This window comes from Vibrio gazogenes (assembly GCF_002196515.1).
GTDB lineage: Bacteria > Pseudomonadota > Gammaproteobacteria > Enterobacterales > Vibrionaceae > Vibrio > Vibrio gazogenes_A.
The window spans coordinates 640,249-664,889 of the sequence record NZ_CP018835.1; the positions used below are offsets into that span (position 1 = coordinate 640,249).

Below are 24,641 nucleotides of genomic sequence, written 5' to 3' on the forward strand. Positions count from 1 at the left end.
TGGCATTTCTCACTCACTGGCAGACAAACTATAAGAATAATTGAAATCTTCAACTAATCCCGTAAAATCTTGTCCGAAATTAATATTTGTTCAATTTTTTTTGTTATAATGATCGAACATCGCTATCCTTTGCGCGCCTTACTCTCATTGTTGCCTTGATTTGTGATTTAAGCAACTTTGAAACTTCGTTAGGCGATAATAAAACGTGTAACCTTTAAGTCAATCACGATAGGTAGACGTAAGTTGATGTTTGTTTGACCAAGATTAGTTTATGACCCACTTTGTCATATTATTCTTGGAGCCGATTTTATCTAAACCGATTATACAGGTAGTTATTCATGTCAAAGCTAGTTTTAGTTTTAAACTGCGGTAGTTCCTCTCTAAAGTTCGCGATCGTTGATGCCGAAAATGGCAATGAGCATCTCACCGGTCTTGCTGAATGTCTCCACCTTCCAGAAGCTCGAATCAAATGGAAATTGGATGGCAAGCATGAAGCACAACTAGGAAATGGCGCTGCCCATGAAGAAGCTTTAGCTTTTATCGTTGAAACCATTCTCGCTTCTAAACCAGAACTGGCAGACAATCTGGCAGCAGTCGGTCACCGAATCGTACATGGCGGAGAACATTTCACTCAATCTGTTTTGGTTGATGATTCCGTCCTGAAAGGTATCGAAGACGCAGCCGCCTTTGCACCACTGCATAACCATGCTCATGTTATCGGTATTAAAGCAGCACAGAAATCATTTCCAAGTCTGAAGAATGTTGTCGTGTTTGATACAGCGTTCCATCAGACCATGCCGGAAGAATCATTTTTATATGCACTGCCATATAAACTCTATAAAGAACACGGTATTCGCCGCTATGGGATGCACGGTACATCTCACCTGTTTATCACGCGTGAAGTTGCGAAGCTTCTGGGTAAACCAAGCGACCAACTGAATATCATCAACTGCCACTTAGGCAATGGTGCTTCAGTGTGTGCGATCAAAAACGGTCAATCTGTCGATACATCGATGGGACTTACGCCGCTGGAAGGTCTCGTGATGGGAACTCGTTGTGGTGATATCGATCCAGCCATTGTTTTCTATTTGCATGATGCGCTCGGCTACTCTGTTCAAGAGATCAACACCATGCTGACGAGAGAATCCGGATTGCTAGGCCTGACTGAAGTCACTTCTGACTGTCGTTACGTTGAAGAAAACTACGGTACAAAAGAAGATGCAACCCGTGCTATGGATGTATTCTGTCATCGTCTGGCAAAATACGTTGCAGGTTTCACTGCAAGTATGGATGGTCGTCTGGACGCCATCGTATTTACCGGCGGTATCGGTGAGAACTCAGCACCTATTCGTGAAATGGTGTTAAATCGTTTAAGCATTTTTGGTATTCAGTTGAACCAAGAAGCGAACTTGAAAGCCCGCTTCGGTGGTGAAGGTACAATCACCACTGAAGAGAGTCGAATTCCAGCAATGGTCATCTCTACCAATGAAGAGTTGGTCATCGCTGAAGACACTGCAAGACTCGCAGGTCTGTAATGTCACACTGGCTAACTCGATGAGTTAGCCAGTTTTGTTCTGGGGCTTAACAACGTCTATACGTTAAGCTTTTTTCCTTTCTGCAATCAAATTTTCACTTGTATTGCAATCAATAGCTAAAGGTACTCTACTCATGTCTCGTACTATTATGCTGATCCCTATCAGTGCCGGTGTTGGTTTAACCAGTGTCAGTCTCGGGGTAATCCGCGCGATGGAGCGCAAAGGTGTTAAGGTCTCTTTTTTCAAGCCAATTGCCCAACCTCGTCACGGCGGAGACCAACCGGATCTGACTTCAGCCATTTTAAGTTCAAGCAGCGATATCAAAATCGCTGAACCCATGCAGATGTCAAAGGTTGAGACACTGATTGGTAGTGAACAGATGGATGTTCTCCTTGAGACCATCGTGGAAAGATATAATCAAGTGAACAAAGATTCCGAAGTCACGCTGATTGAAGGTCTTGTTCCAACGCGGAAACATCCGTTCGCCAATCAAGTCAACGCTGAAGTTGCCAACACTCTGGGTGCCGAAATTGTCTTTGTCGCCACTCCGGGAACGAACAATCCAACACAGTTGAAAGAACGGATTGAAGTGGCTTGTTCAAACTTCGGTGGCACGAAGAATAACAACATTTCTGGTGTGATCATCAACAAGCTCAACGCTCCCGTTGATGAAGACGGCCGTACCCGACCAGATTTGTCAGAAATTTTTGACGATAGTGATCAAGCCAAACAGACTAATCTTGAAGTCATGCAAATCTTCAATTCCAGTCCGATTCGTGTTCTGGGTTGTGTGCCATGGCGTATTGATCTGATTGCAACACGTGCGATTGATATGGCGAAGCACCTGAATGCAGAAATCATCAACAAAGGTGAAATCAACACGCGCCGGATCAAAAGTATTACCTTCTGTGCCCGCTCACTACCAAACATGATTGAGCATTTCAAACCGGGTTCTCTATTAGTTACTTCAGCGGATCGCCCTGACGTCATGGTTGCCGCAGCATTAGCAGCAATGAATGGGGTTGATATCGGTGCGGTGCTCCTGACCGGTGGTTATGATATGCCTGAGACAATCATGAACCTATGTCGCCCGGCATTTGAATCGGGTCTGCCGATCTTCAAAGCGCAAGGTAACACCTGGCAAACATCCCTGAACCTACAGAGTTTCAGCCTCGAAGTACCGGCAGATGACAAAGAACGAATCGAGTTCGTCAATGAGCATGTTGCCAGTCATATCGACGGGCCGTGGATCGACTCTCTGACTGAAGGGACACAAGGTGTCCGTCGCCTCAGTCCACCGGCTTTCCGCTATCAGCTTACCGAATTTGCACGTCGTGCGAACAAACGTATTGTTTTACCTGAAGGTGATGAGCCTCGCACCGTCAAAGCCGCATCAATTTGTGCTGAGCGTGGCATTGCAGAGTGTGTTCTGCTGGGTAACCCAGAAGAGATCAAACGTGTCGCTATCCAACAAGGTGTTGAATTGGGTACAGGTATCACCATCATCAACCCGATTGATGCTCGTGAACAGTATGTCGAACGTTTAGTTGAGCTGCGTAAAAACAAAGGTATGACCGAAGTTGTCGCCAGAGAACAGTTACAAGATACGGTTGTTCTGGGAACGATGATGCTGGAAAAAGGTGAAGTTGACGGCTTGGTTTCCGGTGCTGTGCATACAACAGCAAATACAATTCGCCCGCCGTTACAGTTGATTAAGACCGCACCAAATGCTTCACTCGTGTCTTCAATCTTCTTTATGCTGCTTCCGGATCAGGTGCTGGTTTATGGCGACTGCGCCATCAACCCGGATCCAAATTCAGAACAACTGGCTGAAATTGCAATTCAATCTGCTGATTCTGCGATTGCGTTTGGTATTGAACCACGTGTTGCAATGATTTCTTACTCGACAGGAACTTCTGGTCAGGGTGCGGATGTTGATAAAGTTCGCGAAGCAACACGCATCGCACAAGAAAAACGTCCTGATCTAATCATTGATGGTCCGCTTCAGTACGATGCCGCAATCATGGAAAACGTTGCCGCGTCAAAAGCCCCAGACTCACCAGTTGCAGGTAAAGCGACGGTATTTGTCTTCCCTGATCTGAACACGGGTAATACCACTTATAAAGCGGTACAGCGTTCTGCTGATTTGGTTTCTATCGGTCCAATGCTGCAAGGCATGCGTAAACCTGTTAACGATCTGTCTCGTGGCGCTCTGGTTGACGATATTGTCTACACCGTTGCTCTGACAGCGATTCAGGCGAGCCAAGAACAGAAATAATGTCTGGTTCGTAAAAAAAGCCCTCGCTGCGTTTTGGAGCGAGGGCTTTTTTATATTGTCATCCAAAGTCAGCACAGGTTAGCACTGATATCCGCTTACCCTTAAGTAAGATGCGCTCTGCCATGCGGAGACAGCAAATCCAACTCAGGGCCTGCGGGAACCACTTGTGTCGGATTAATCCCTGTATGGCTAAAGTAATAATGCCGCTTGATATGATAAAAGTCAGTTGTGTCTTGAATCCCCGGAATTTGATACAACTCTTTCAGATAGCCGGATAAATGCTCGTAATCTGCAATACGACGTTTATTACATTTGAAATGGCCGACATAGACTGCATCGAAACGAATTAATGTCGTAAATAACCGCCAATCCGCTTCGGTCAACTGATTACCAACCAGATAACGGCTACCGGCAAGGTGAGCATCGATCTTATCTAGTTCCTCAAACAACGATTCATACGCTTCTTCATAAGCATCCTGAGTGGTTGCAAACCCACAACGGTAAACCCCATTATTCACATTCGGGTAGATGCGGTCATTCCACTGATCAATCGCTGCCTGTAATGATTTCGGATAAAAATCCAGCGAATTGCCTGTCAGATGGTTAAACTCGCTGTTAAACATCCGGATAATCTCAGACGACTCATTACTCACAATCGTATTGGTCTTTTTATCCCAAAGGACCGGAACGGTCACCCGACCGGTATAGTCCGGTTTTGCTCGCGTATAGATCTGATGCAATCGGGTATGACCAAAGAGTGGCTCCGGAATCCCGAATGTCCATCCTTCAGACATCATATCCGGACAAACGATTGTGACATCAATATGATCATTCAGCGCTTTAAGCTGACGGAAAATCAGGGTCCGATGCGCCCACGGGCAAGCAAGAGAGACATACAGATGGTAACGTCCGGATTCTGGTTGAAACTGTGCATCAGGATCATGCTTTACCCAATGACGAAACCCTGCATCCTCACGAACAAAACGCCCTTGCTGGCTCTTTGTGTCGTACCAAACATCATGCCATGTACCTTCAATAAGCTTTCCCATAAATCCCCCCTTATCTCTGTATAGGTCGATTATAGGAAAATACCACCCGATTCAACACTCACCATCTCTGGCTTTCATATTCAAATAATTCGAATGAACAGCCAGTAGCATCTAAATAAAAACCATTTCAATAGAAATCATGTCAATAAAAGGTATAAAAAATAAATCATCAATGATGAATGATATGATTCATCACCATTTAAAAACCGAATAGAATAATCATTGAATAGCCTTAAAATATAAAAATCACTATATAAAATAATTTAAAAAATAGAAAAAACCTGATATTAAAACAAATAAAAATAATCATTTAAATTTTTTAAAATCAATTAAATTATCTATAAAAACCGCTTATAAATAAACTACCCATAAGCGCTAAAAACAAAGATTTAGCACTATCCATAACCACAACAAATTAACATAAAACACTGAAAAATATGAATTAATATAATATCATTATTATCATAATAACACGTGATATATTTGATCGGTTCAGGTAAAATAATAGCCGTGAAATATACAGGAGACATCACAGTGAATACGATATGGTTAACCGGAGATGCTGTCGTTGATTTAATCCCTGACGGTGAATCTCATTATTTAAAATGCCCGGGTGGTGCACCGGCAAATGTCGCAGTTGCTATCGCTCGTTTAGGTGGAGAAAGTGCATTTTTTGGTCGCGTCGGTTTTGACCCGATGGGTAAATTTATGCGCCAGGTCTTGGCTGAAGAATCGGTCAATACTGATTATTTATTACTTGATAAAGCACAGCGAACCTCCACTGTCGTCGTCGATCTAGATGATCATGGTGAACGTAGTTTCACATTTATGGTAAAACCAAGTGCCGATCAATTTCTAATCCCCGATGATATCCCGCAGTTTCAACAAAATGAATGGTTGCATGTGTGCTCCATTGCATTGGCAAATGAACCGAGTCGAAGTTCAACACTCGCTGCCATTCAACAGATCAAACAAGCTGGTGGCTCATTCAGTTTTGATCCCAATTTGAGAGAAGAAGTCTGGTCAAATCCTGAAGAAATGATTCCGACCGTCATGCAAGTTGTATATCAAGCTGACGTGGTTAAATTTTCCGCAGAAGAACTCACTTTGCTGACCGGAACTGAAACGATTGAAGATGGCCTGCAAACATTGGCTAAATTTTCGATCCCATTAATTGTCATTACATTAGGTGCAGAAGGGACACTCATTGTCAGTCAGGGAGAACAGATCAAAGTCCCCAGTCGTCCAGTCGATGTCGTTGATACCACGGGTGCCGGAGATGCATTTGTCGGGGGGATGCTCTGCCGTTTATCTGAGTTCGAACAATGGAAGAATCGAGCAACGATCATTGATGCTGTGACGTGGGGTAATTGCTGCGGTGGTTTGGCAACGACACACAAAGGTGCAATGACTGCTCTACCGCAACGTCATCAACTACTCGAACTGATTATGCGTGAACATAGTTCTGGTAAAAATTAATCGATTTCTGATAAAAACGGGTGACGCAATTGCATCACCCGTTATGAAAAAGATGCTATGAACGATAAGGCGTTACCGGCGCCTGTAGTTCGTAAACCTGTAAATTCACTGTGGCATCTTTTACGGACAGTCGTGTGGCAGACTCAGGTGTAAAGACCCGAGTCGTCATCACGGCTTCTCCATGATTGATAAAGATCTCTAGTGATGAATTATCAGCAAGAATCTGTAACGCAACACTACCGGAAGATAATTCAACTTCACGAACAGTATCCCCTTCTTCAATTTGAGTATGGGTACGATCAAGCAATAAACGATGTTTAATCGGGTCAAGATAAATCTCAATATAGTATTGCTCGTCTTCAAATAAACGAAGCCGACTTCCCCACTCAAGCTCTACAAACAGCTCAAATGTTTTGGTATTCAGATCGACAGCATCATTTTCTAAGCAAATATCATGTAATTCGCCGCGTAGCGCGGCCAACTCCCGCAGAGGATGCTGAACAATCTTACCACCGACGAATTCAAGCTCACGTAATGCGGTTAGCTGGTGAATCCAACCAGAACGACAAGTCGGATGCTTCAGTTCATCCGGTAATCCCATCCAGCCACACATCACTCGTCGTCCGTCCGGTGTTTCCATACTCTGCGGGGCATAAAAATCAAAGCCGTGATCCAGCACTTGTAGCTTAGAAATTGAGATTTCATCCTGCGCGTTAAATGACACCTGAGCAATACGATTCTGATGTGGGACGGTATTCAATTCACTTTCAGATTGAATGCCTTGTGGTGCAAAAACGAAGCAATCCTGGCCATTTACATTGAAAATATCCGGACATTCCCACATATAGCCAAAATCACCCAATTCATGACCATACAGATTATCAAATTGCCAATGGCGAAGATCGACGGAATGGTAGACGGCTAAACGACCTTGCATCGCTGTCGTTTGTGTTCCGAGGAACATCATCCATTTGCCATTTCGGTAAATGACCTTCGGATCTCGCGTGTGCTCAGTCACACCCGGTGGTAATTCACGAATCACGGGACCAATTTTATGTAGCGGCTCACCAGCTTGTGAGATCGCAGCACACTGCATCGTCTGACGGGAGCGCTCTTGACCCAGCCTGACATTCCCCGTGTAAAAGACCATCAACGCTTTATCCAGACTGACAGCATGACCAGAATAAACACCATGACTATCAAACCAATCTGATGGTGTCAATGCAACATCATTCCAGCGCCAATTCAGTAAATCGTCACTCAACGTATGGACCCAATACTTATCCGTATGGGCACAACCAACTGGAGACCACTGGTAGAATAAATGGTACTGCCCTTCATGGAAAATAAATCCATTCGGATCATTCAATAACCCACGAGGGGGAGCAATATGCCAAGATGGACGATAATGACAAGCCACAGGTTGTGCCAAATCACTCAATTGTGTTCTTTGCTGCGCTTCAATGGCTCTTCCCAGACGGAATAAAGCATCTTCATTCACGGTTTCATCAGATAAATCGGTGAGATGCCATTCTCCCAATACTTCTTCAAGTACAACATCAGCAGGTAAATTCTGAATGACATCCGGATTTCGGACAGCGAGAGAAACATGATGTTCTGGCAACAATACCCGATAGATATTACTGACACCGCCAGCCAACTCGATGAGATCTTCTAAGCACATGTATCGATAGTCCTATATTTCTGGGAACGTTCTCAAAATATAGATCTGCCAAAAAAATGCAAGAGAACACGACAAATTGGTCATACCAAATTCATATTATGTGAACATCGGCACAACTCTTCATTGCTCAACAGGTTTCACGCTCAATATTCTCGAAGGTCAACACTACTTTGCTCATTTCTTTACCACGGCCTTCAATTCGGTCTAGCAGCATTCTTGCTGCATTTTCTCCGGCTTTGTCGAAGGCATAATTAAACGTTGAAAGTGATGGACTGCTGATATACGCCAACTCATCATTACCAACCCCCAGCACTTTAACCTGCTCTCCGGCTGCTATCCCCATCTCACGCATCGCTTTAATCGCCCCGACCGCAATTCGGTCTGTCGCACAAAATAGTCCATCGGTTGCCGGATATGCCTGTAAAAACTCACGTGCCAACTGATAACCCGATTCAATGGAGAAGTCACCGTGGGCATGGAAGACGACTTGTTGTTGATGTAGGTGCAACGACTTCTCCAACCCTTGGGAACGGAGCTCATCTACGGCAAGATCATCCGTTTGTACACCAATAAATCCAACCTGTTGACACCCCTGCGCGATTAAACGCTGCCCGGCTTCGTAACCAACACGAAAATCATCATGGATAATGCTGGGAATATCATATAAAGAACCATCCTGACCGATGAGTACCACTGGAACAGATGACTGTTGGATAGCTTTAATCAATGGCATATCCAGATGTGTTGCGAAAAACACAATACCTTCAACCCGCTTCTGGTTAAAAATCTGGATATATTCGAGCTCTTTACTATGATTCTGATGCGTATTGGCCAGCAGAACATGTTTTCCCGCAGGCTCAAAAATGGCTGTCAAACCATCGACACCCTGTGCAGTTGCGTGTGATGAGACCCGCGGTACAATGACACCGATCAAATTCGTTTTCTGGGATTTTAAATCCTTTGCAACCTGATTGACAACATAGCCACATTGAGAAACAGCTTCTAACACTTTGATTTTGGTCGCTTTTTTTACGCCATATTCATTATTAATTACACGCGAGACTGTTGATTTTGAAACACCAGCTAACCTTGCGACATCATGTAAACTCGCCATTCCGTTTCCTTATACCTTTTGGAATCAATTGCAATCACACCCAGGTGTCAACTAAAAATTGGGGATGAAATGTCACCATCAGTCGTGACAACGTGATTTTACCCTTGTTTTCGTCATAATTCGTCGTTCCATTAGCGATCTGACTCACATAATACTCCACATGGTTTTGACCATTTGTTAATTATTGACAAGAATCCAAATTGCAAACGTTCCCAAAAGATAGAATTATCTGTATACAAAAATATAATCCAATAACAGAATCGGAGTAAGTTATGGACTATCCAGTCATCGCGAAACAGCTACTAGAGCATCTGGGTGGCAAACAAAACATCCAAGCATTAGCACACTGTGCAACTCGTCTAAGATTAGCACTCAAAGACGAATCTGTGATTAATGAAGATGCCATTAATGAGATCGAAGGCGTCAAAGGTCAATTTAAAGTCGCAGGGCAATACCAAATCATTTTTGGTTCCGGGATTGTCAATCAAGTATATGCCGCTATGTCAGAAGCCACTGGAATGGCGGAGATGTCAACCAATGATGTCGCACAAGCTGGTGCCCAAAAACAGAATATTGTCCAGCGTGCCGTCAAAGGGCTGTCTGATATTTTTGTCCCTATTATTCCTGCGATTGTTGCCGGTGGTTTATTGATGGGGATATTTAATGTCCTCACCGCCAAGGGGCTATTCATTGATGGTCAGTCGTTGATTGACGCCAATCCGGGACTGGCTGACCTTGCCAGCATGATCAATACTTTCGCCAATGCGCCATTTGTTTATTTACCCATCTTACTGGCATTTTCCGCCACCAAAAAATTCGGTGGTAACCCATTCCTTGGTGCCGCACTCGGGATGTTGATGGTTCACCCGGATTTACTCAATGGTTGGGGATTTGGTAGTGCCTCGGTCCACGGGACAATCCCAACATGGAATATTTTAGGCTTCGAGATTCAGAAAGTCGGCTATCAAGGCTCGGTCCTTCCGGTTCTTGTTTGTGCATTCATTCTGGCGAAGATTGAAAACAGCCTGCGGAGAGTCATCCCTTCCGTTCTGGATAATCTGCTCACACCACTACTGGCACTGTTCGTCACAGGCTTTCTTACTTTCACCGTGGTCGGCCCGTTCACACGAGATTTAGGTTTCCTATTAGGTGACGGTTTGAACTGGTTGTATGAATCAGCTGGTTTCATCGGCGGGGCTATTTTTGGCTTTATTTATGCGCCTTTCGTGATTACCGGTATGCATCACAGTTTCATTGCGATTGAAACGCAACTTTTGGCTGATGTCGCAGTCACAGGTGGTACATTTATCTTCCCAATCGCAGCAATGTCCAATGTTGCTCAAGGCGCTGCATCTCTCGCTGTCGGGATGATGACACGGGATCAAAAGCTGAAAGGGATTGCAATTCCATCAGGGGTTACAGCACTACTCGGTATTACAGAACCTGCAATGTTCGGGGTCAACTTAAAAATGCGCTATCCTTTCATCGCTGCAATCACCGGTTCGGCGATCGCCAGTGCTTTCATTACCTTTTTCCATGTAAAAGCACATGCATTGGGAGCCGCAGGCCTACCAGGAATTATTTCCATCAATCCGGCCAAACTCAGCTATTATATAATTGGTATGGCAATTTCGTTTATCACTGCATTCGGATTAACTTATGCTCTGGGTGTGAGAAACAAAGCAAAACAGCAGACGAAAGCTGCGGCTTAGTCAACTCTCACCGCTTCCCCCAAGCCCATCATCGATGGGCTTTTTTACATCGCTTCATGACTGAGGTGTCTCATTGTCTACCTCAACAGTCGTAAAACTGATATAGACATCTCTCCCGGTTGCCAGCTCTTCAACATGATAAGGCCATCGATAATGTTCGATAATACAACTGGTCAAATGCAGTCCCAGACCAAATCCAAGACTCTCATCCGTTTCGCCAATGCCACTATAGTTTCTAATTTTGACCGTCTGACCTAACTGAATAATTTCGACCTGGCCATGATAAGTATGCTGAAAAGCATTCCTGATTAAATTTCCCAATACAATTCTGACCATACCCAAAGGTAATTGGTAACTGGCTGGGTCAGTTTCGATGGTAATATCAATCTCTTTATCACGCACCAGGTAATTCAGCTCATCGCAAATCTGATGGACTAATTTTTCCAGATCCACACGCTCTGCCGATAGATTGTCAAACTTGCCACGATTCAGCCAAAGCAACGTTTCACAGAGTTCTGTCATCGTCATTCCCGCCCGGAGAATCCGATCCAGCACTTGCTGCTGCTTTTCTTCCGTCCCCTCTTTTTGCAGGAGACGTTTCATCAACTGACTATTACTTCGAACCACCGAGATAGGTGTTCTCAATTCATGGCTGGCATGCGACAAAAATTGTTTCTCTCGATTCAGCGTTGTTTGTACTGATTGCAAACTTGAATGGATAATTTCAGCCAGATTATTTAACTCGTTATAGTAAAAATCAGGCGCTGCACGATTGAGATTACCGGAAGATAATGCTTTCGCCCAGTCGATAAGACGCTCAACCGGAATGGCAATCCGATGCAATAGAACCACCATAATCAATGCAAAAAGGGTAATCGCAATAATGGCGTAAATCAGAATGCGCAGATAATAATTTGTATCCGCATTATTTTGCTGAAGATGAGAGAGAATATCGGTAAATACCCAAGAGATATAGAAAGTCCCTTGTGGTGCATTATCATAACGCAACACAAAAGCCGCTGCGGTCGGAATATCAAACCAGTTATCCCGCTTGATATATTTGCCAAAAGCCTGATGAGCCTGCAATTTCGGGATATGTTCCCTCACCAGTGCAGGCGTATCTTCCCAGTGTTGATAAACAGCAAACCCTTGTAGTTGATTCGGGTGCACCTTTGAATGTGCAATTTCCCGTGCCATTTGGGTCATCGCATAACGAATACTTACGTCAGACCCCTGAATAAAGAAACTGGCAGCTAAGGTCGAAAAAACAAGTACCACCAATGCACCGACTGAAATCACGGCAAATAGAAAATAGATTTTCAGACTACGACGAATTCGCATGTCAATCTTCCACCGGTTTGATAGCAAATCCAAAACTGGGAACCGTGTGGATCAGCGGTTTGAAACCCGCTTTATTGACCTGTTTGCGGAGGTTGAATATATGAACTTTCAAGCTATTGCTATCGGGTTGTTCACTGCCCCAAACCGTCTGGATGAGTTTTTCCCGGGAAACCGTCGAGGGTGATTCACGCATCAGAATTTCCAGAATTTTGGTTGCTATCGGAGAAAGCTTCAGCAATTCACCGGACCGGCGAACTTCTTTGACAGCCAAATCTAACTCAAGATCTTCGACAACCAATTTGGAAACCTGACCGCTCTTTCTTTTCGATAAAACTTTCACCCGAGCAATCAACTCCTCCATTTCAAACGGCTTCACCAGATAGTCATCTGCACCCTTTGAAAAACCTCGTAGTTTATCGTCAAGCGTATCCTTCGCGGTCAACATCAGAATCGGGACTTGAATGCCTTGAGAACGTACTCGCTCACAAACAATCAAACCCTCTATTTTAGGTAGGTTTAAATCCAGCACTATCACATCATATGTATGGCTGGTGATGAGATTGTAGCCAATCTGCCCATCGGCTGCATAATCCGCTTCAATATCTTCAAGCGCCATGTAATCGATGATAGCTGTTGCCAAATCTAAATCATCTTCGACAAGTAATACTTTCAGCATCTGAAATTCTGCTCACCCTCTTGCCCGCAAATTTTTACCTGACTGTCATATCATCATAATAGGCATCTTCAGGTTACATGTGTCAATATCCACACGCAATGTAATAAAATTTTGGTTAAGAGTCGGTTAACTTTATCAAGAAGCTGAACATTATGCTGCTGCGCGATTGATACGCCCTGAACGCAATGTGCGGACAAAAGGAATGCCCTGCTGATCATGAGTCACTTCAGCCTCTACCCCATACACATCACGAATTAACGCTGGGGTGAGGACCGCTTGTGGACTTCCTTGCGCAACAACCTTGCCTTGTTTCAGCACTAATAAATGATCGGCATACTGTGCGGCAAGATTCAAATCATGTAGTACCATCAGACTCACCCAGCCCTGACTTTCCGTCCGTTCGACCAGATGGTCCAACAAGACATGTTGGAAATGAAGGTCCAGAGCACTTACGGGTTCATCCAGCATTAGAATCTCAGGACGACGCATCAATGCTTGTGCAAATAAAATCATCTGGCACTGCCCGCCACTCAAGGTCCGGACATCCCGATTCGCCAGATGTAATAATCCAATCTGTTTTAATGCCGTCAGCGCGTCTTCCAACATTTGATCATCGACCCGCAGACTCAATGCATCCAATTGCCCTAGTAAGACAACTTCAATCACCGTCAGGCTAACATCGAGGCGAATATCCTGAGGCATATAACCAAACTGCTGACGCCAGTCTGAAATTTTATTGTGCTGAAGAACTTGGTCGCCAAAAACAATCTCTCCGGATTGGGGACGAAGATCGCCAAATAGCGTTTTCAGCAATGTGCTCTTCCCCGTACCATTCGGGCCGATAATGACGCTCACTTTACCGGGCTGAAGGCTAAAAGCCATTTGATCAGCCAAGGTTAACCCATCAATATTTAAATTTAAGTCAGTCACATGAAGCATTACTAACGCCTTTTACCAATAATGAGCCAGAAGAAAAACGGAACGCCGATAATTGCGGTAACAATCCCAATCGGAAATAGTGCGCCGGGAACAATCACTTTAGAAAGAACGGATGCACTGGACAGCAAAAAAGCACCGATCAGAAAAGATAATGGCAGGAAAAATCGTTGGTCTTCCCCAACCAGCATCCGTGCAATATTCGGTGCGACAATCCCGACAAAACCGATAATGCCAACAAAACTGGTTGCCGTAGCGGTCATGACCGCAACAATAAACAGCGTTTTCAAACGTAGACTCGCAACATGAACACCGAGACTTTTAGCCCGCTCTTCTCCGAGTCGCAGCGCGGTTAGTTTCCAAGAGTCTTTCAATAACATGAATAAACAGATAATTGTCACAACCGCAGTAATGATCAGATTTGTCCAAGTCGCTTTCGACAGGCTACCAAATAGCCAAAATAGGATTTGCTGGCTTAATTCCGGAGAAGAAACAAACTGAACCAGTGACAACAGTGATTGGAACAGGAACAGTAAGGCAATCCCGGCCAGAATCAACTGCCCGGAGGTAATATGACGCATCGTTGCCAAGGCAAACAGAAAACAGGCGGAGAGCATACAGCAGAAAAAAGCACCCAACGGTACGGCAACGTATGATTCAAGCCCCAGAGAGTCCATATACAGCATCAACGCTGCACCAAACCCTGCCGCAGCAGCCATTCCCAATGTATAAGGACTCGCCATGGAATTATTCAGCAAGGTTTGCATTTCTGCACCGCCAATGCCAAGCGAGCCCCCCACAATCACGGCCATGAGAGCAATAGGTAGCCTGAGGTTGGTTACGATAACTTGCGTCATCGGATCCACTGAGACAGGAAAACCCAACCACTGTAACAAGGCGTTGCCAACCCGAGAGACGTCAAGCATCGACGGTCCCGTGGCGACATCGAGAATAAACGAAACAACGAGAACCGCCAAAATCGTACCAATGACTGTCCAACGTTTTTTTTCGTTGGCTCTCTGTTTCGCAACTGCTTCAAGCATTAAATCGGCTTGCATGTTTTAACTCCGGTGACAATATGGCCCGAGCAGACCATAACTTCTATCATCAATGAGTAATACGGATAGCACAGTCTCCTCCACTATCGTCATACGTTCCCCATTAACCTGATCAGAATCTCGAATCACTGATGATACTCGGCTTAAACTAAAAAAATCAGAAAGAAGCTGCATTATATCTAAACAAATATGAGAGTCATTCTTATTTTCAAAATAATGTTATATCTGTCAGCTCAAGTTGGTTGATGTCGCATCGATTCAATGTATAGAATGACTCTCGCTCAAACGGCAAAACGAGCACAGCCCTCACAGCACAATTTAAAAGGACACACCGCTATGACTCCGTCTTCCCCATCATCGATTCCGGTTGTGCTGACCATTGCAGGTAGTGATAGCAGCGGTGGCGCTGGGGTTCAAGCCGATATTAAAACTATCGCCGCAACAGGTTGTTACGCCTGCTCAGTAATGACCGCCTCCACAGCCCAAAATACCCAAGGCGTATTTGATGTACTACCGCTTCCCGTCAGTCATGTGATGCAGCAACTTGATGCGGTGTTTTCAGACTTAAATATTGTAGCCGTCAAGATTGGGATGCTTGCCAATGCAGAGATTGTCGAAGCGGTTGCCAATAAACTTCAGGCCGTTCGTCCCCGCCATCTGGTGATTGACCCAGTGCTGTTATCAACCAGTGGACGAATGTTACTGAGTCAAGATGCCTTACAACCATTACAAGACAGGCTGCTGCCAATGGCAGATTTAGTCACACCAAATCTGCCGGAAGCAGCAGTACTACTAGGTTATCCGACCGGAGATACAGAAGATGAGTCCATTCAGCGCCCAACAGAGATGATCGCAGATTTACAGCGCCTCGGTTTACCGGCCATTTTACTCAAAGGGGGTCATGCCGATGACCCGCATTACAGCCAAGACTGGCTTATCACAGCATCAACGACAACGATGTTCAGTGCCCCCCGAATTGATGAATCAAATACGCATGGTACAGGCTGTACACTCTCTTCAGCCATTGCCGCTTATTTAGCTCGTGGTCATTCACTCTCTTCAGCCGTCGAAGCAGCGAAAACCTATATTTCCGGTGCGATTCGTCATGCAAGTCAATTGGATGTAGGCCGGGGGAAAGGCCCGTTACATCATTTCTATCAACAGACTGTTGAGCAACAAACCATCGGTCAATCATCGCTTATCAGCCCGTCCATCAAACTCACAGACGTATCCGACATTACCCAATATAAACCGTAATCGGCATATTGGTCTGTTTCTCGATTGACTTCAGCCGAGACAATAATGCCGCGCTGATGGCGTTTCCGGCGGTGAGCATCAGATTGCCATTGGGAAGATAGAGATCGCGCTTGATCACCATCCCCGGTTTGATTTCACTCAACCCAATGCAGAGTTCAACTCCTTCTTCAACTCGGCTAGGTTGTTTCAGCATCTCAAGATACACCTCAACCACCTGAGGATCATACAATTCACCGGCCTGTTGCTTCAGATATCCTTGCGCACTTTTGGTGGTCATTCTCTTCGGGTTATAAGGTGAAGCGACATAGAAATCGTAGTCTTTCACCACTTTAATGATTCTGGCACCAATGGGGATTTCCGGTCCTCGCAGATGATCAGGCCGTCCTAACCCATTATAGAGTTCATCCTGATGACGAATCATTTCAACCAATGGCTCAAAACGTTTAATCCGTTCGACAATTGTTGCCCCGACAACCGCATTTGCATTCGGTGAAATCGGCACCTGACTTTCCGGATCGACTTTAGTCATTTCAATTTCAGAGTCCCGCGCACCGATCAAGCCAATCTGGTGCATGAGACCACATAAATAGATATGGCCGATATCAGCCTCTGGTAATTTCAGACGTTGCGCGACAGACTTGGCCTGATTGGCAATTCGCTCCGCGTGATCTGCGGGGAATCCTGTTCGATGCTGAATAATCGCGGTGACCATGCCCAAAATATCTCTGAACGTTTTATTACGACTCTTCAGCAACATTTCTAGCCGAGTATTGGACGCGCTTAATGCCTGAGTTCTTTCCTGGACTTGTAATTCAAGTTGATGATTAAAATCGGATAATTTTTGGTTGGAGGTTTCAAGTGCCTGATTCATCGTTTCAAGCTGTTGATTACGTTCTTCGAGTTCTTCCGACAAGCGTTCTTTTTCTTTGGTTAAACGAAAAAACTCAGCGGATTTGGCAATGATCAGTTTTAAATTTTCATTGTCCCAAGGTTTACTGATGTAGGTATGAATGCCACCGGCATTCACCGCTCTCACAGTAGACTGTATATCACTGTACCCCGTCAGAAGAATCCGGATCGCATCCGGTGCAATTTCTTTCGCCTGAGATAAAAACTCCGCACCATCCATCTCTGGCATCCGCATATCGGAAATAATGATTGAGACTTCATTCTCTTGCAAATGCGCTAATGCTTCGCGACCATCATTAAAACTCACGACATCATAATCGAGACGAAGCACCCGATTAAGCGCTTTCAGAATATCATTTTCATCATCTAATAAGAGCAGTGTCAGTCGATCCGACTCTGTAACATGACTTTCCATGATGATCGCTCCTGCTTCTGTTCGCTTATCAGAACAATATGGGTTTGTTCTATAGGCTCGGACTATCAACCCCAAATCACCACCGAGAGGACTTTCTCTGTAAGTAATTCAATTATATTATACTTTTCAAGGCTTGGTGAAAAATGTACCGGAAGCGGCTACACCAATGTTGAACTGGACTCCAAAATGGGGCCTGAACTTCCTAGGGCAAATTTTACAACCGAACGCTTATCATCAAGTCCACGAATGCGCATCAGCGTACATGTCAGCCTAAGGCATACTGACAACACAAGGTAACCGAATCTCGACCTGAGTCCCTTTGCCTAACTCAGACTCAATTGAAATCAGACCAAAGTGCTCTTCAATAATTTCTTTGGCAACAGAGAGCCCCAATCCGGCACCACTCCCCACTTGCTTGGTGGTAAAAAACGGTTCAAAAATATGTTCCAAGTGTTCCTCGGAAATGCCTTTACCATTGTCTTGAATCGATAGACACAGATTCCGCTTTCTCGGTATGAGTACACCCGTCTCATATTCCAAACGAATACAAATGACACCATCTGTATGTGTAATCGATTGGAAAGCATTCATAATCAAGTGGATAAACGCCTGTTGCAGTTTGTTGGATTGCCCTTTGACATACATGGGACGATCTGGTGCCTGATAATCAATCCTGGCCTGCATCTTGAGTTCACCAAGGATCAGACCCAGCGATGAACTAATCACATCCCGCAGGTCAACAACCCCGATGTTTGAACTGGAGACATGATTATAGACATTCAAACTCGACACAACATTCTGAATTCGGGAGAGTCCTTCGAGCGTCTCAGAGATAATTGCCTCACTATCATTCAGTATCTCTTCTACGGCAGTTTTTTGTGTCTCAGACATCGAGACAAATTGTTTAAACTCTCTCATATAAGCACTCAGCGTGCCTAAATTACTCATGATAAATCCCAGAGGATTATTGATTTCATGTGCGACGCCTGCTGCTAATTTGCCTAAAGAGGCAAATTTCTCAGTCTGTTCGACATCTCGATTGTTATACATCATCTCGGTCGATGTTATATAGGTGAGAGCAATCTTCACCACTTCAATAATGTGGTGCAATGTCCCTAGACTGTTTGGCTGCCACAACGCTTCAGACTCAGAAGTGAGTAACATCATGTAATAACGAGAATGAACCTGAATCGTTACACCCAATGCTTGGCTCATCGCTGGGAGAAAAGGGGCATAGTGTTCAGCCCAGAAACGGGAGTGTTTGAGTTGTTCGATACAACAAAACTCGTTATGAGTGAAAATCGGAAAGCATTGCTCTCGAACCGGGCCAGTCAATAACGGACGAGAACGTATCAAACGTAAAGAATCTAACTCATGGAGAGTAAATAGGTAAATGTCCGTATCAGCAAAGGTCTCGCTCATGAAGTCCACAAATAGATCAATGCTTTCATCCTGACTTTCAGAAGTCAGTATCCGCCGCAGGGTATCCAGAGTAAGATCGGGGTTTGCACACAATCGAGCCTCATCAGAGAGAATCACTGGCTTGGTTTGAATATCGTTTTCTATTGACGCATGTCCCACATTATCTATCCTTCAGTGTTCAGACCAAAAACAGAAAACGCAACTCAACGTGTTGCTTGCTCAACAGCTTCATCGGTTGCCGTCACTTCATCGATAGGGAGCTGAATAATAAACTCACTGCCAGCTCCGATTTCACTCTGAACGGCAATCGTCCCCTTATGCGCTTTAATAATCCCGTAAGAAACAGATAACCCTAATCCCGTTCCGGATCCAACCGCTTTCGTGGTAAAGAAAGGATCAAAAATGCGGTCCTGAATATCAGGAGGAATACCGCTCCCCGTATCACGAATCCGAATTTCAACATAACGTTCATTGACTTGATGGACGGAAATATAAATCGTCCCTTCTCCTTCAATCGCCTGACTGGCATTCACTAAAATATTCAGCAATACCTGATTGATTTGCATCGGTTGACAATAAACATCCGGAATATCTGCCTGATAATCTTTTTCAATCGCAATATTGTACTTAATCTCGTTATGAATGATTTTCAGTGTCGATTCAATGCCATTCACAAGACTGGCATACCCCCACTCCGAACCATCAATGTGTGAAAAATCTTTCAGGTTCTTCACAATAGACATCACTCGGGATGAACCTTCCAGTGACTCCTGAATTAAATCTGATGTGTCTTCCAAAATAAAACTCACTTGCTGCTGCTGTAATACGGCTTGGCAATGCTCTGCCAATGCCTTATCACCGCCTTCATCAATCATCTCTTTCATCTTCTCAATGACTTGAGCCAAACGCTGAAAGTAATCATGCAAAGTCTGAATATTTGACGTGATAAAGCCAACCGGATTATTGATTTCATGAGCGATGCCCGCAGATAACTGACCAATCGATGCCATTTTTTCAGATTGGATCAACTGCCCTTGCGTCTCTTCCAGTTTCTTAATCAACATTTTTTGTTCTTGATGTTCGATCTCCAATTGTTGAGAAATCTTCCGCAACTGCGCTTGTTGGCTGGCTTGAATGGTCACGTCGTAAATACAAAGACAGACATGCTCAATAGAGCCATCTTCATTGTGGATCGGAATGACTTCCAGATTTTGGAACATTTGCTCTTCTTCACCGGATACGGGTCGAGAACTTTTGAAGGGTAAAACATGGGGTTTTTGTTCCCATGACGAAAAACTCGATGACTCAATCACTAATGCAGTATCAATCTTTCGCTTCAGATAATCAGCGGAGTGAGGAAAAAGCGTCAGAATATTCTGCCCTTGGATCGCACCTCCTGCATAAATCACTCGTGACTGAAAATACTCATTTGCTTTAACAATCAAGTAATCATTGCGAATGATACACAACGCAAAATTAAGCTGGTCTAATAAATCTGACAGTAATAACCTACTTTTAGCCATACTGACTCCTATAACAATTCATCTAGGCGCTCAAGCATTCGGTCTAACTCCCTATCCGCAAAACAGATAATTGTTCGCGCGGCAAACGAATCTTTCTCAATCAGAAACGAGATTTCCATAATCAGAGAAAGTTTCCATTCAGAGACAGGTAAAGGCTGTCTCGAAGGTTCAAATAAGACTGGGGGTTGAATTTTAGTTTTGACTTCGATCTGTTCACACAATCCCTTGAGACTTGCCCCAGACAGAATATTTGAAATATCCAGAATACTTTCGTCTACATTGATTGCATCGGATGTATGCCCTTTGACACGATTCAAGTCCGCCACAACCTGTTGGCATCCGAGACGGCTGATTAAGGTGATCAGCTCACCATCCATACCACCGAAAAAGGATTGTCGCGTGTAATAGTAATCAGACTCTGATTGTTTCAGGCGGGCTAAATCTTCATCAGTCGCTAAACGAATATTCGGCACAGAAATTGTGACATGGAGATCCAGTAAAGTCGCTAGTTTATTCGCGGCTCTCCCCATCGATATATTCATGAACTCTTGAAGTGCGTCTTGGTGATCTGCAGATAAAACCGTATTCATAACAATCCCACCTCATGTAATACATGTTCCAATAGTGTCGGGTCTAACGGTTTCTGAATAAATGATGCAGCCCCTAATTGTTTTACTTTATCCTGAGAATAAGGTTGAATATCTGCGCTAATCACAATCACGACCGTTTTAGCATCAATTTGATGCAGGTGTTCCAACACCTGAAAGCCATCCATTTCAGGCATGGTTAAATCGAGAAACATGACATCTGCCAGCCCCTGATTATAATTGTTGATCGCCTCTTTCCCGTTCGAGGCTTCATGAATACTCACATCCCACCGCTCAGGTAATGCTCTCATCACTGACTTACGCGACATTTTTGAATCATCTGCTATCGTTACATTGATTGCCATTGGCATCTCCCTCACATTCAAGAAATCATCAACGCTGTTGTAATTTAATTTGTTATCATATTGTTTTTAAAAAATTTATTAGGCTGTTTCTAATAATAATGGAATCAACGCCGACACGGCCCCCCCGACAACACTGGGTAATTGCTCTGCGAGCTGATTGAATTGTTCTTCTGCCTTGAACTTCTCAACCATGTAAGCCAAGCCGACAATACTGCCATATACGACGGTTTCATCCTGACTGAGAAAATCGATATGGCTCTGAGATAAAATCATGTCACCGATATCAATATCGTATCCCCATAGAATCAGCAGATAAGCAGCCGCAACATGGTGATCATAGTAGCCATCCTGCAACCCCAGATAGGTTCTGATATTTTCAAGTGTTGCCCCTTCTTCCAATACGAGCAGCGTCCCAATTGATGTTAATAGACTGGCAACAAACACTTTATCCTGTTCATGACGAGCAAAATTCATCTCTTTTGCGATTAATCGCGCAATCGAACCGACCCTGAGAGCTCGTTCTGCGACCTGCTGATGCTGTCTCGGTGAAACCCGGTGATGAGGAATTTGCGTTAATAAAGACACAGCAATCGTTTCAATTAATGTCGCCCCTAATCGACTGACCGCTTCAGACAGTGAATCCGTATGTCTTCTGAATCCGAAATACGATGAATTGGCAATTTGGAATATCCGGGCAACTAAAGAGGGCTCATGGCTAATCACCTCTGCCATTAAATGCATGTCACAATTAGGTGAGGCAATGACGTTCTGTAATTCCTGCACGGTATGCGGCAATACAGGCAACCCCGATAAAGACCCTAGCTTTTGACGACATTCCGCATTAAACGGCATTTTATGTAAGCGTTCGGCACACTGAAATAGGTGTTCAAAATCATCCTGAGTAAATGGTTTGGGTAAAACGAAGTGGGCATAACCGTGAGCTTTTTGAGGTAATTCTTGAGTTGTATCGCCGGTTAACAGTACTCTGATTGACTCCGGCAAACGCATTTTGACTTCATTCAGCAACGCATCACCGCGCTTCTTTGGCATCAATAGATCCGAAATAAATATCGCTGGATGTTCAATGTCAGAGTCAGCCATAATCTCCTCCCACCGCATCGGTTCATCAAGGAGGAGAAACCGCCATTCAGGGCGCAAACGACGCACCAAACGGCCAATGGCTTTTAACATAAACTCATCATCATCAACACATACCACTTCAAGATTTGCCATACCCCAACCCTTAACCCGCAGAATCTAAATAATGGTGAATCTCTCGTGTCAAATCATGACACCATTGTTCAACGACACTAAGCTGAGTCGTCTGCGCACAAATATTATCCGTTTCATTGAGCGAGTCCGTTTCAATCTGCTGAAGGACTTCTGCTAGCTCATCCGCACCGATAAAACGTGCTGATGATTTCATCCGGTGAGATGTCATTCTGACATGTTGTATATCACCTTCCTGCCAATAGGAGCGTAACTGAGACAATGATTCATCCAGTGAGGTTAGATAGCCACTGAGCATCTCACTGACATTCTCTTCTCCAACCATGTCCGCAACCCTTGCCGGCTGGAAATACTGTAAGTCCGCCATGATGATTCCCCAAGGTAACTGAGCTAAAACCGATACGTGATATTTACGAACGCTGTTTTCTCAATGCGTTAGCTTTAGTGTAGCTGATTCTCAGCAACGCGAAGGGACAAAACAGTGCGCCTGTTAACAGAAATCTCGCTGTGCAGTCGGGGAGACATAAAAAATCCCTCAAAAGTGACCTTTGAGGGATAAGGGATGTATCGATACCATAGGCAGCACAACATATTGTCAATCGCGCAACGCTGTCATCTCCGATAGCGCCTCTTTTATCGTCACATTGATCGATGTACTCGGACGACTCAGAAGCAAGCTGAGATCATTTGACGAACTGAACAGATCGCCCGCAGCCGCCCCGGTTTCAGAGTTCCCTAATACCATTGAAAATGGTGCCGGAACACCAGCACTTTCCAATGCTTGAACATAGGCAGATTCAGACAGATTTTGATAAGTTATCGGTTGTCCTGTTGCTTTGGACAAGGAATCCGCAAACTCAGCCAGAGTGAAACTCTGATCACCTGCCAGTTCGTAGATTTTACCGTCCTGCCCCTCGCGTGTCAGGACGTGTGCGGCAGCTTCGGCATAATCGCGACGGGGGGCGGAGGAAATACGGCCCTCTCCGGCACATCCAATCATCACGCCCTGTTGCAGAATTGCGGGGATCCCCATGGTATAGTTTTCCGAATACCAGCCATTTCTCAAAATCACCGCGGGGAGTCCGGATTGCTGAATCAAGGCTTCTGTCGCGACATGTTCTTCGGCCAACATCAAAGAAGAACGATCCGCCTTCAAAATACTGGTATAAGCCAGTAAAGTGACGTTCGCGGCTTTCGCCGCTTCAATGACAGTGCGATGCTGTTCAACCCGCTGCCCGACTTCGCTGGAAGAAATCAACAGTACTTTGTTCACACCGACAAACGCATTACGCCATGAGTCAGGTTGGGTGTAATCTGCATACCGCACTTCCACTCCCAGTTTCGCCAAGTCCTGTGCTTTATGAACATCACGCGCTATCGCGACAATTTGTGATGCCGGTACGGTTTGCCGTAAGGCTTCAATCACGAGACGGCCAAGTTGGCCGGTTGCACCTGTAATCGCTAACATAATTTTTCCTTTTGCTTTGTCATCTCAGAATCAATCACGACCTCATTCACCATAAAACACCACGGATTAACTGGCACATCACAGACAGATTGCTCACAAGGCCGACTGAATCTATACTAAAACCAAAACTAACTTTTAGTAAGTACATACAAAAAGGTAAGTATGAAAAAAATATCTCAATTTGAACAACCTCAACGCGGCAATGTCTTTATCGCGCAATGTCCGTCTCGGGAAGTCCTCAACCACATTACCAGTCGGTGGGGGATTTTGGTCTTGATTGCTCTAAATGACGGTGCGTGGCATCGATTTAGTGAACTGAGGAAGAGAATTACGGGGATTAGTGAAAAAATGCTGTCACAAACACTACAAACCTTAGAACGCGATGGTTTTCTGACGCGAATTGCCCATCCTGTAGTACCGCCTCATGTCGAATATCAGCTCACCCAACGGGGTCACACTGTGACACAAAAAGCGGCCATCTTGGTCGAATGGCTCGAAGACAATATTATGGATATCCAAAGTCTTCAATCTCAATATGATCAGACGCGGATGGCGCAAGAATCATCACTTCAGGCCAAAAAATAAGCGTGCTATCACGCACGC

The 24,641-nt window shown here is 44.6% G+C and carries 21 protein-coding genes; 6 read left to right on the top strand and 15 right to left on the bottom strand.

From position 1 onward, the window contains the following. Positions 1-338: 338 nt before the first annotated feature. Positions 339-1,535, top strand: coding sequence for an acetate kinase (locus BSQ33_RS02855; protein WP_021018975.1), 1,197 nt, complete (start codon positions 339-341; stop codon positions 1,533-1,535). 133 nt (positions 1,536-1,668) lie between these two features. Then, positions 1,669-3,813 (top strand): phosphate acetyltransferase, encoded by a 2,145-nt coding sequence (gene pta / locus BSQ33_RS02860; RefSeq protein WP_021018974.1) that lies wholly within the window; start codon positions 1,669-1,671, stop codon positions 3,811-3,813. A 101-nt stretch (positions 3,814-3,914) separates the two neighbouring features. On the opposite strand, the gene BSQ33_RS02865 is transcribed toward pta, so the two are convergent. Beyond that, entirely contained in the window at positions 3,915-4,862 is a 948-nt protein-coding gene (locus tag BSQ33_RS02865) for a glutathione S-transferase family protein (protein WP_021018973.1), read from the bottom strand. Positions 4,863-5,396: 534 nt separating this feature from the next. On the opposite strand from BSQ33_RS02865, the gene BSQ33_RS02870 reads away from it, so the two are divergent. Further along, positions 5,397-6,341, top strand: a complete 945-nt coding sequence (locus BSQ33_RS02870) for an aminoimidazole riboside kinase (RefSeq protein ID WP_088133209.1) — start codon at positions 5,397-5,399, stop codon at positions 6,339-6,341. Positions 6,342-6,396: 55 nt separating this feature from the next. Here the strand turns inward: BSQ33_RS02870 and BSQ33_RS02875 are convergent, their stop codons facing one another. Then, the gene (locus BSQ33_RS02875; protein ID WP_088133210.1) at positions 6,397-8,025 is read right to left on the bottom strand and encodes a glycoside hydrolase family 32 protein; all 1,629 of its coding nucleotides are present in this window, start codon (positions 8,023-8,025) and stop codon (positions 6,397-6,399) included. 127 nt (positions 8,026-8,152) lie between these two features. Next, positions 8,153-9,139, bottom strand: a complete 987-nt coding sequence (locus tag BSQ33_RS02880; protein WP_088133211.1) for a LacI family DNA-binding transcriptional regulator — start codon at positions 9,137-9,139, stop codon at positions 8,153-8,155. Between the two features lie 272 nt (positions 9,140-9,411). Here BSQ33_RS02880 and BSQ33_RS02885 point away from each other — a divergent pair, with 272 nt between their 5' ends. After that, positions 9,412-10,851, top strand: a complete 1,440-nt coding sequence (locus tag BSQ33_RS02885; RefSeq protein ID WP_088133212.1) for a sucrose-specific PTS transporter subunit IIBC — start codon at positions 9,412-9,414, stop codon at positions 10,849-10,851. Between the two features lie 54 nt (positions 10,852-10,905). On the opposite strand, the gene BSQ33_RS02890 is transcribed toward BSQ33_RS02885, so the two are convergent. From BSQ33_RS02890 to BSQ33_RS02905, 4 genes are all read right to left on the bottom strand, one after another. Further along, on the bottom strand, positions 10,906-12,192 hold the full coding sequence (locus BSQ33_RS02890) for a sensor histidine kinase (protein ID WP_021018968.1): 1,287 nt from the start codon (positions 12,190-12,192) through the stop codon (positions 10,906-10,908). 1 nt (position 12,193) lies between these two features. Continuing rightward, a complete protein-coding gene (locus tag BSQ33_RS02895; protein ID WP_021018967.1) occupies positions 12,194-12,868 on the bottom strand; it encodes a response regulator transcription factor in 675 nt (224 codons plus the stop codon). Positions 12,869-13,018: 150 nt separating this feature from the next. Then, positions 13,019-13,807 (bottom strand): ABC transporter ATP-binding protein, encoded by a 789-nt coding sequence (locus BSQ33_RS02900; protein ID WP_021018966.1) that lies wholly within the window; start codon positions 13,805-13,807, stop codon positions 13,019-13,021. Positions 13,808-13,809: 2 nt separating this feature from the next. Beyond that, a complete protein-coding gene (locus tag BSQ33_RS02905; protein ID WP_021018965.1) occupies positions 13,810-14,862 on the bottom strand; it encodes a FecCD family ABC transporter permease in 1,053 nt (350 codons plus the stop codon). 336 nt (positions 14,863-15,198) lie between these two features. Between BSQ33_RS02905 and thiD the strand changes: the two genes are divergently transcribed. Further along, positions 15,199-16,119 carry a bifunctional hydroxymethylpyrimidine kinase/phosphomethylpyrimidine kinase gene (thiD, locus tag BSQ33_RS02910; RefSeq protein WP_021018964.1) on the top strand — a complete coding sequence of 307 codons (921 nt, stop codon included), beginning with the start codon at positions 15,199-15,201 and terminating at the stop codon, positions 16,117-16,119. On the opposite strand, the gene BSQ33_RS02915 is transcribed toward thiD, so the two are convergent. The 8 genes from BSQ33_RS02915 to BSQ33_RS02950 all read right to left on the bottom strand — a co-directional run bounded on the left by BSQ33_RS02915 (position 16,100) and on the right by BSQ33_RS02950 (position 24,038). Beyond that, positions 16,100-17,443 carry a response regulator gene (locus BSQ33_RS02915; protein ID WP_021018963.1) on the bottom strand — a complete coding sequence of 448 codons (1,344 nt, stop codon included), beginning with the start codon at positions 17,441-17,443 and terminating at the stop codon, positions 16,100-16,102. The two genes, thiD and BSQ33_RS02915, sit on opposite strands and share 20 nt — an antisense overlap. 270 nt (positions 17,444-17,713) lie before the next feature. Beyond that, complete coding sequence (locus tag BSQ33_RS02920) at positions 17,714-19,024, bottom strand: sensor histidine kinase (protein ID WP_088133213.1); 1,311 nt, start codon at positions 19,022-19,024, stop codon at positions 17,714-17,716. Between the two features lie 44 nt (positions 19,025-19,068). Continuing rightward, positions 19,069-20,388 carry an ATP-binding protein gene (locus BSQ33_RS02925; protein ID WP_021018961.1) on the bottom strand — a complete coding sequence of 440 codons (1,320 nt, stop codon included), beginning with the start codon at positions 20,386-20,388 and terminating at the stop codon, positions 19,069-19,071. 8 nt (positions 20,389-20,396) lie between these two features. Beyond that, complete coding sequence (locus tag BSQ33_RS02930; RefSeq protein WP_021018960.1) at positions 20,397-20,978, bottom strand: chemotaxis protein CheC; 582 nt, start codon at positions 20,976-20,978, stop codon at positions 20,397-20,399. Next, entirely contained in the window at positions 20,975-21,340 is a 366-nt protein-coding gene (locus BSQ33_RS02935; protein ID WP_021018959.1) for a response regulator, read from the bottom strand. The genes BSQ33_RS02930 and BSQ33_RS02935 overlap by 4 nt, the downstream gene beginning before the upstream one ends. A gap of 78 nt (positions 21,341-21,418) precedes the next feature. Further along, positions 21,419-22,573, bottom strand: a complete 1,155-nt coding sequence (locus tag BSQ33_RS02940; RefSeq protein WP_027693990.1) for an HDOD domain-containing protein — start codon at positions 22,571-22,573, stop codon at positions 21,419-21,421. Positions 22,574-22,583: 10 nt separating this feature from the next. Further along, complete coding sequence (locus tag BSQ33_RS02945; protein WP_051116154.1) at positions 22,584-22,937, bottom strand: Hpt domain-containing protein; 354 nt, start codon at positions 22,935-22,937, stop codon at positions 22,584-22,586. A 228-nt stretch (positions 22,938-23,165) separates the two neighbouring features. Further along, complete coding sequence (locus tag BSQ33_RS02950; RefSeq protein ID WP_088133214.1) at positions 23,166-24,038, bottom strand: SDR family oxidoreductase; 873 nt, start codon at positions 24,036-24,038, stop codon at positions 23,166-23,168. Positions 24,039-24,200: 162 nt separating this feature from the next. On the opposite strand from BSQ33_RS02950, the gene BSQ33_RS02955 reads away from it, so the two are divergent. Beyond that, on the top strand, positions 24,201-24,623 hold the full coding sequence (locus BSQ33_RS02955; RefSeq protein WP_021018957.1) for a winged helix-turn-helix transcriptional regulator: 423 nt from the start codon (positions 24,201-24,203) through the stop codon (positions 24,621-24,623). The last annotated feature ends 18 nt before the right edge of the window (positions 24,624-24,641 follow it).

Coding starts and splice junctions, on each gene's coding strand:
- BSQ33_RS02925 (WP_021018961.1), bottom strand. CDS start 20,388: ATGGCTAAAAGTAGGTTATTACTGTCAGATTTATTAGACCAGCTTAAT.
- BSQ33_RS02890 (WP_021018968.1), bottom strand. CDS start 12,192: ATGCGAATTCGTCGTAGTCTGAAAATCTATTTTCTATTTGCCGTGATT.
- BSQ33_RS02940 (WP_027693990.1), bottom strand. CDS start 22,573: ATGGCAAATCTTGAAGTGGTATGTGTTGATGATGATGAGTTTATGTTA.
- BSQ33_RS02875 (WP_088133210.1), bottom strand. CDS start 8,025: ATGTGCTTAGAAGATCTCATCGAGTTGGCTGGCGGTGTCAGTAATATC.
- BSQ33_RS02935 (WP_021018959.1), bottom strand. CDS start 21,340: ATGGCAATCAATGTAACGATAGCAGATGATTCAAAAATGTCGCGTAAG.
- thiD (WP_021018964.1), top strand. CDS start 15,199: ATGACTCCGTCTTCCCCATCATCGATTCCGGTTGTGCTGACCATTGCA.
- BSQ33_RS02950 (WP_088133214.1), bottom strand. CDS start 24,038: ATGTTAGCGATTACAGGTGCAACCGGCCAACTTGGCCGTCTCGTGATT.
- BSQ33_RS02930 (WP_021018960.1), bottom strand. CDS start 20,978: ATGAATACGGTTTTATCTGCAGATCACCAAGACGCACTTCAAGAGTTC.
- BSQ33_RS02945 (WP_051116154.1), bottom strand. CDS start 22,937: ATGGCGGACTTACAGTATTTCCAGCCGGCAAGGGTTGCGGACATGGTT.
- BSQ33_RS02885 (WP_088133212.1), top strand. CDS start 9,412: ATGGACTATCCAGTCATCGCGAAACAGCTACTAGAGCATCTGGGTGGC.
- BSQ33_RS02900 (WP_021018966.1), bottom strand. CDS start 13,807: ATGCTTCATGTGACTGACTTAAATTTAAATATTGATGGGTTAACCTTG.
- BSQ33_RS02880 (WP_088133211.1), bottom strand. CDS start 9,139: ATGGCGAGTTTACATGATGTCGCAAGGTTAGCTGGTGTTTCAAAATCA.
- BSQ33_RS02895 (WP_021018967.1), bottom strand. CDS start 12,868: ATGCTGAAAGTATTACTTGTCGAAGATGATTTAGATTTGGCAACAGCT.
- BSQ33_RS02855 (WP_021018975.1), top strand. CDS start 339: ATGTCAAAGCTAGTTTTAGTTTTAAACTGCGGTAGTTCCTCTCTAAAG.
- BSQ33_RS02955 (WP_021018957.1), top strand. CDS start 24,201: ATGAAAAAAATATCTCAATTTGAACAACCTCAACGCGGCAATGTCTTT.
- BSQ33_RS02915 (WP_021018963.1), bottom strand. CDS start 17,443: ATGGAAAGTCATGTTACAGAGTCGGATCGACTGACACTGCTCTTATTA.
- BSQ33_RS02905 (WP_021018965.1), bottom strand. CDS start 14,862: ATGCAAGCCGATTTAATGCTTGAAGCAGTTGCGAAACAGAGAGCCAAC.
- BSQ33_RS02865 (WP_021018973.1), bottom strand. CDS start 4,862: ATGGGAAAGCTTATTGAAGGTACATGGCATGATGTTTGGTACGACACA.
- pta (WP_021018974.1), top strand. CDS start 1,669: ATGTCTCGTACTATTATGCTGATCCCTATCAGTGCCGGTGTTGGTTTA.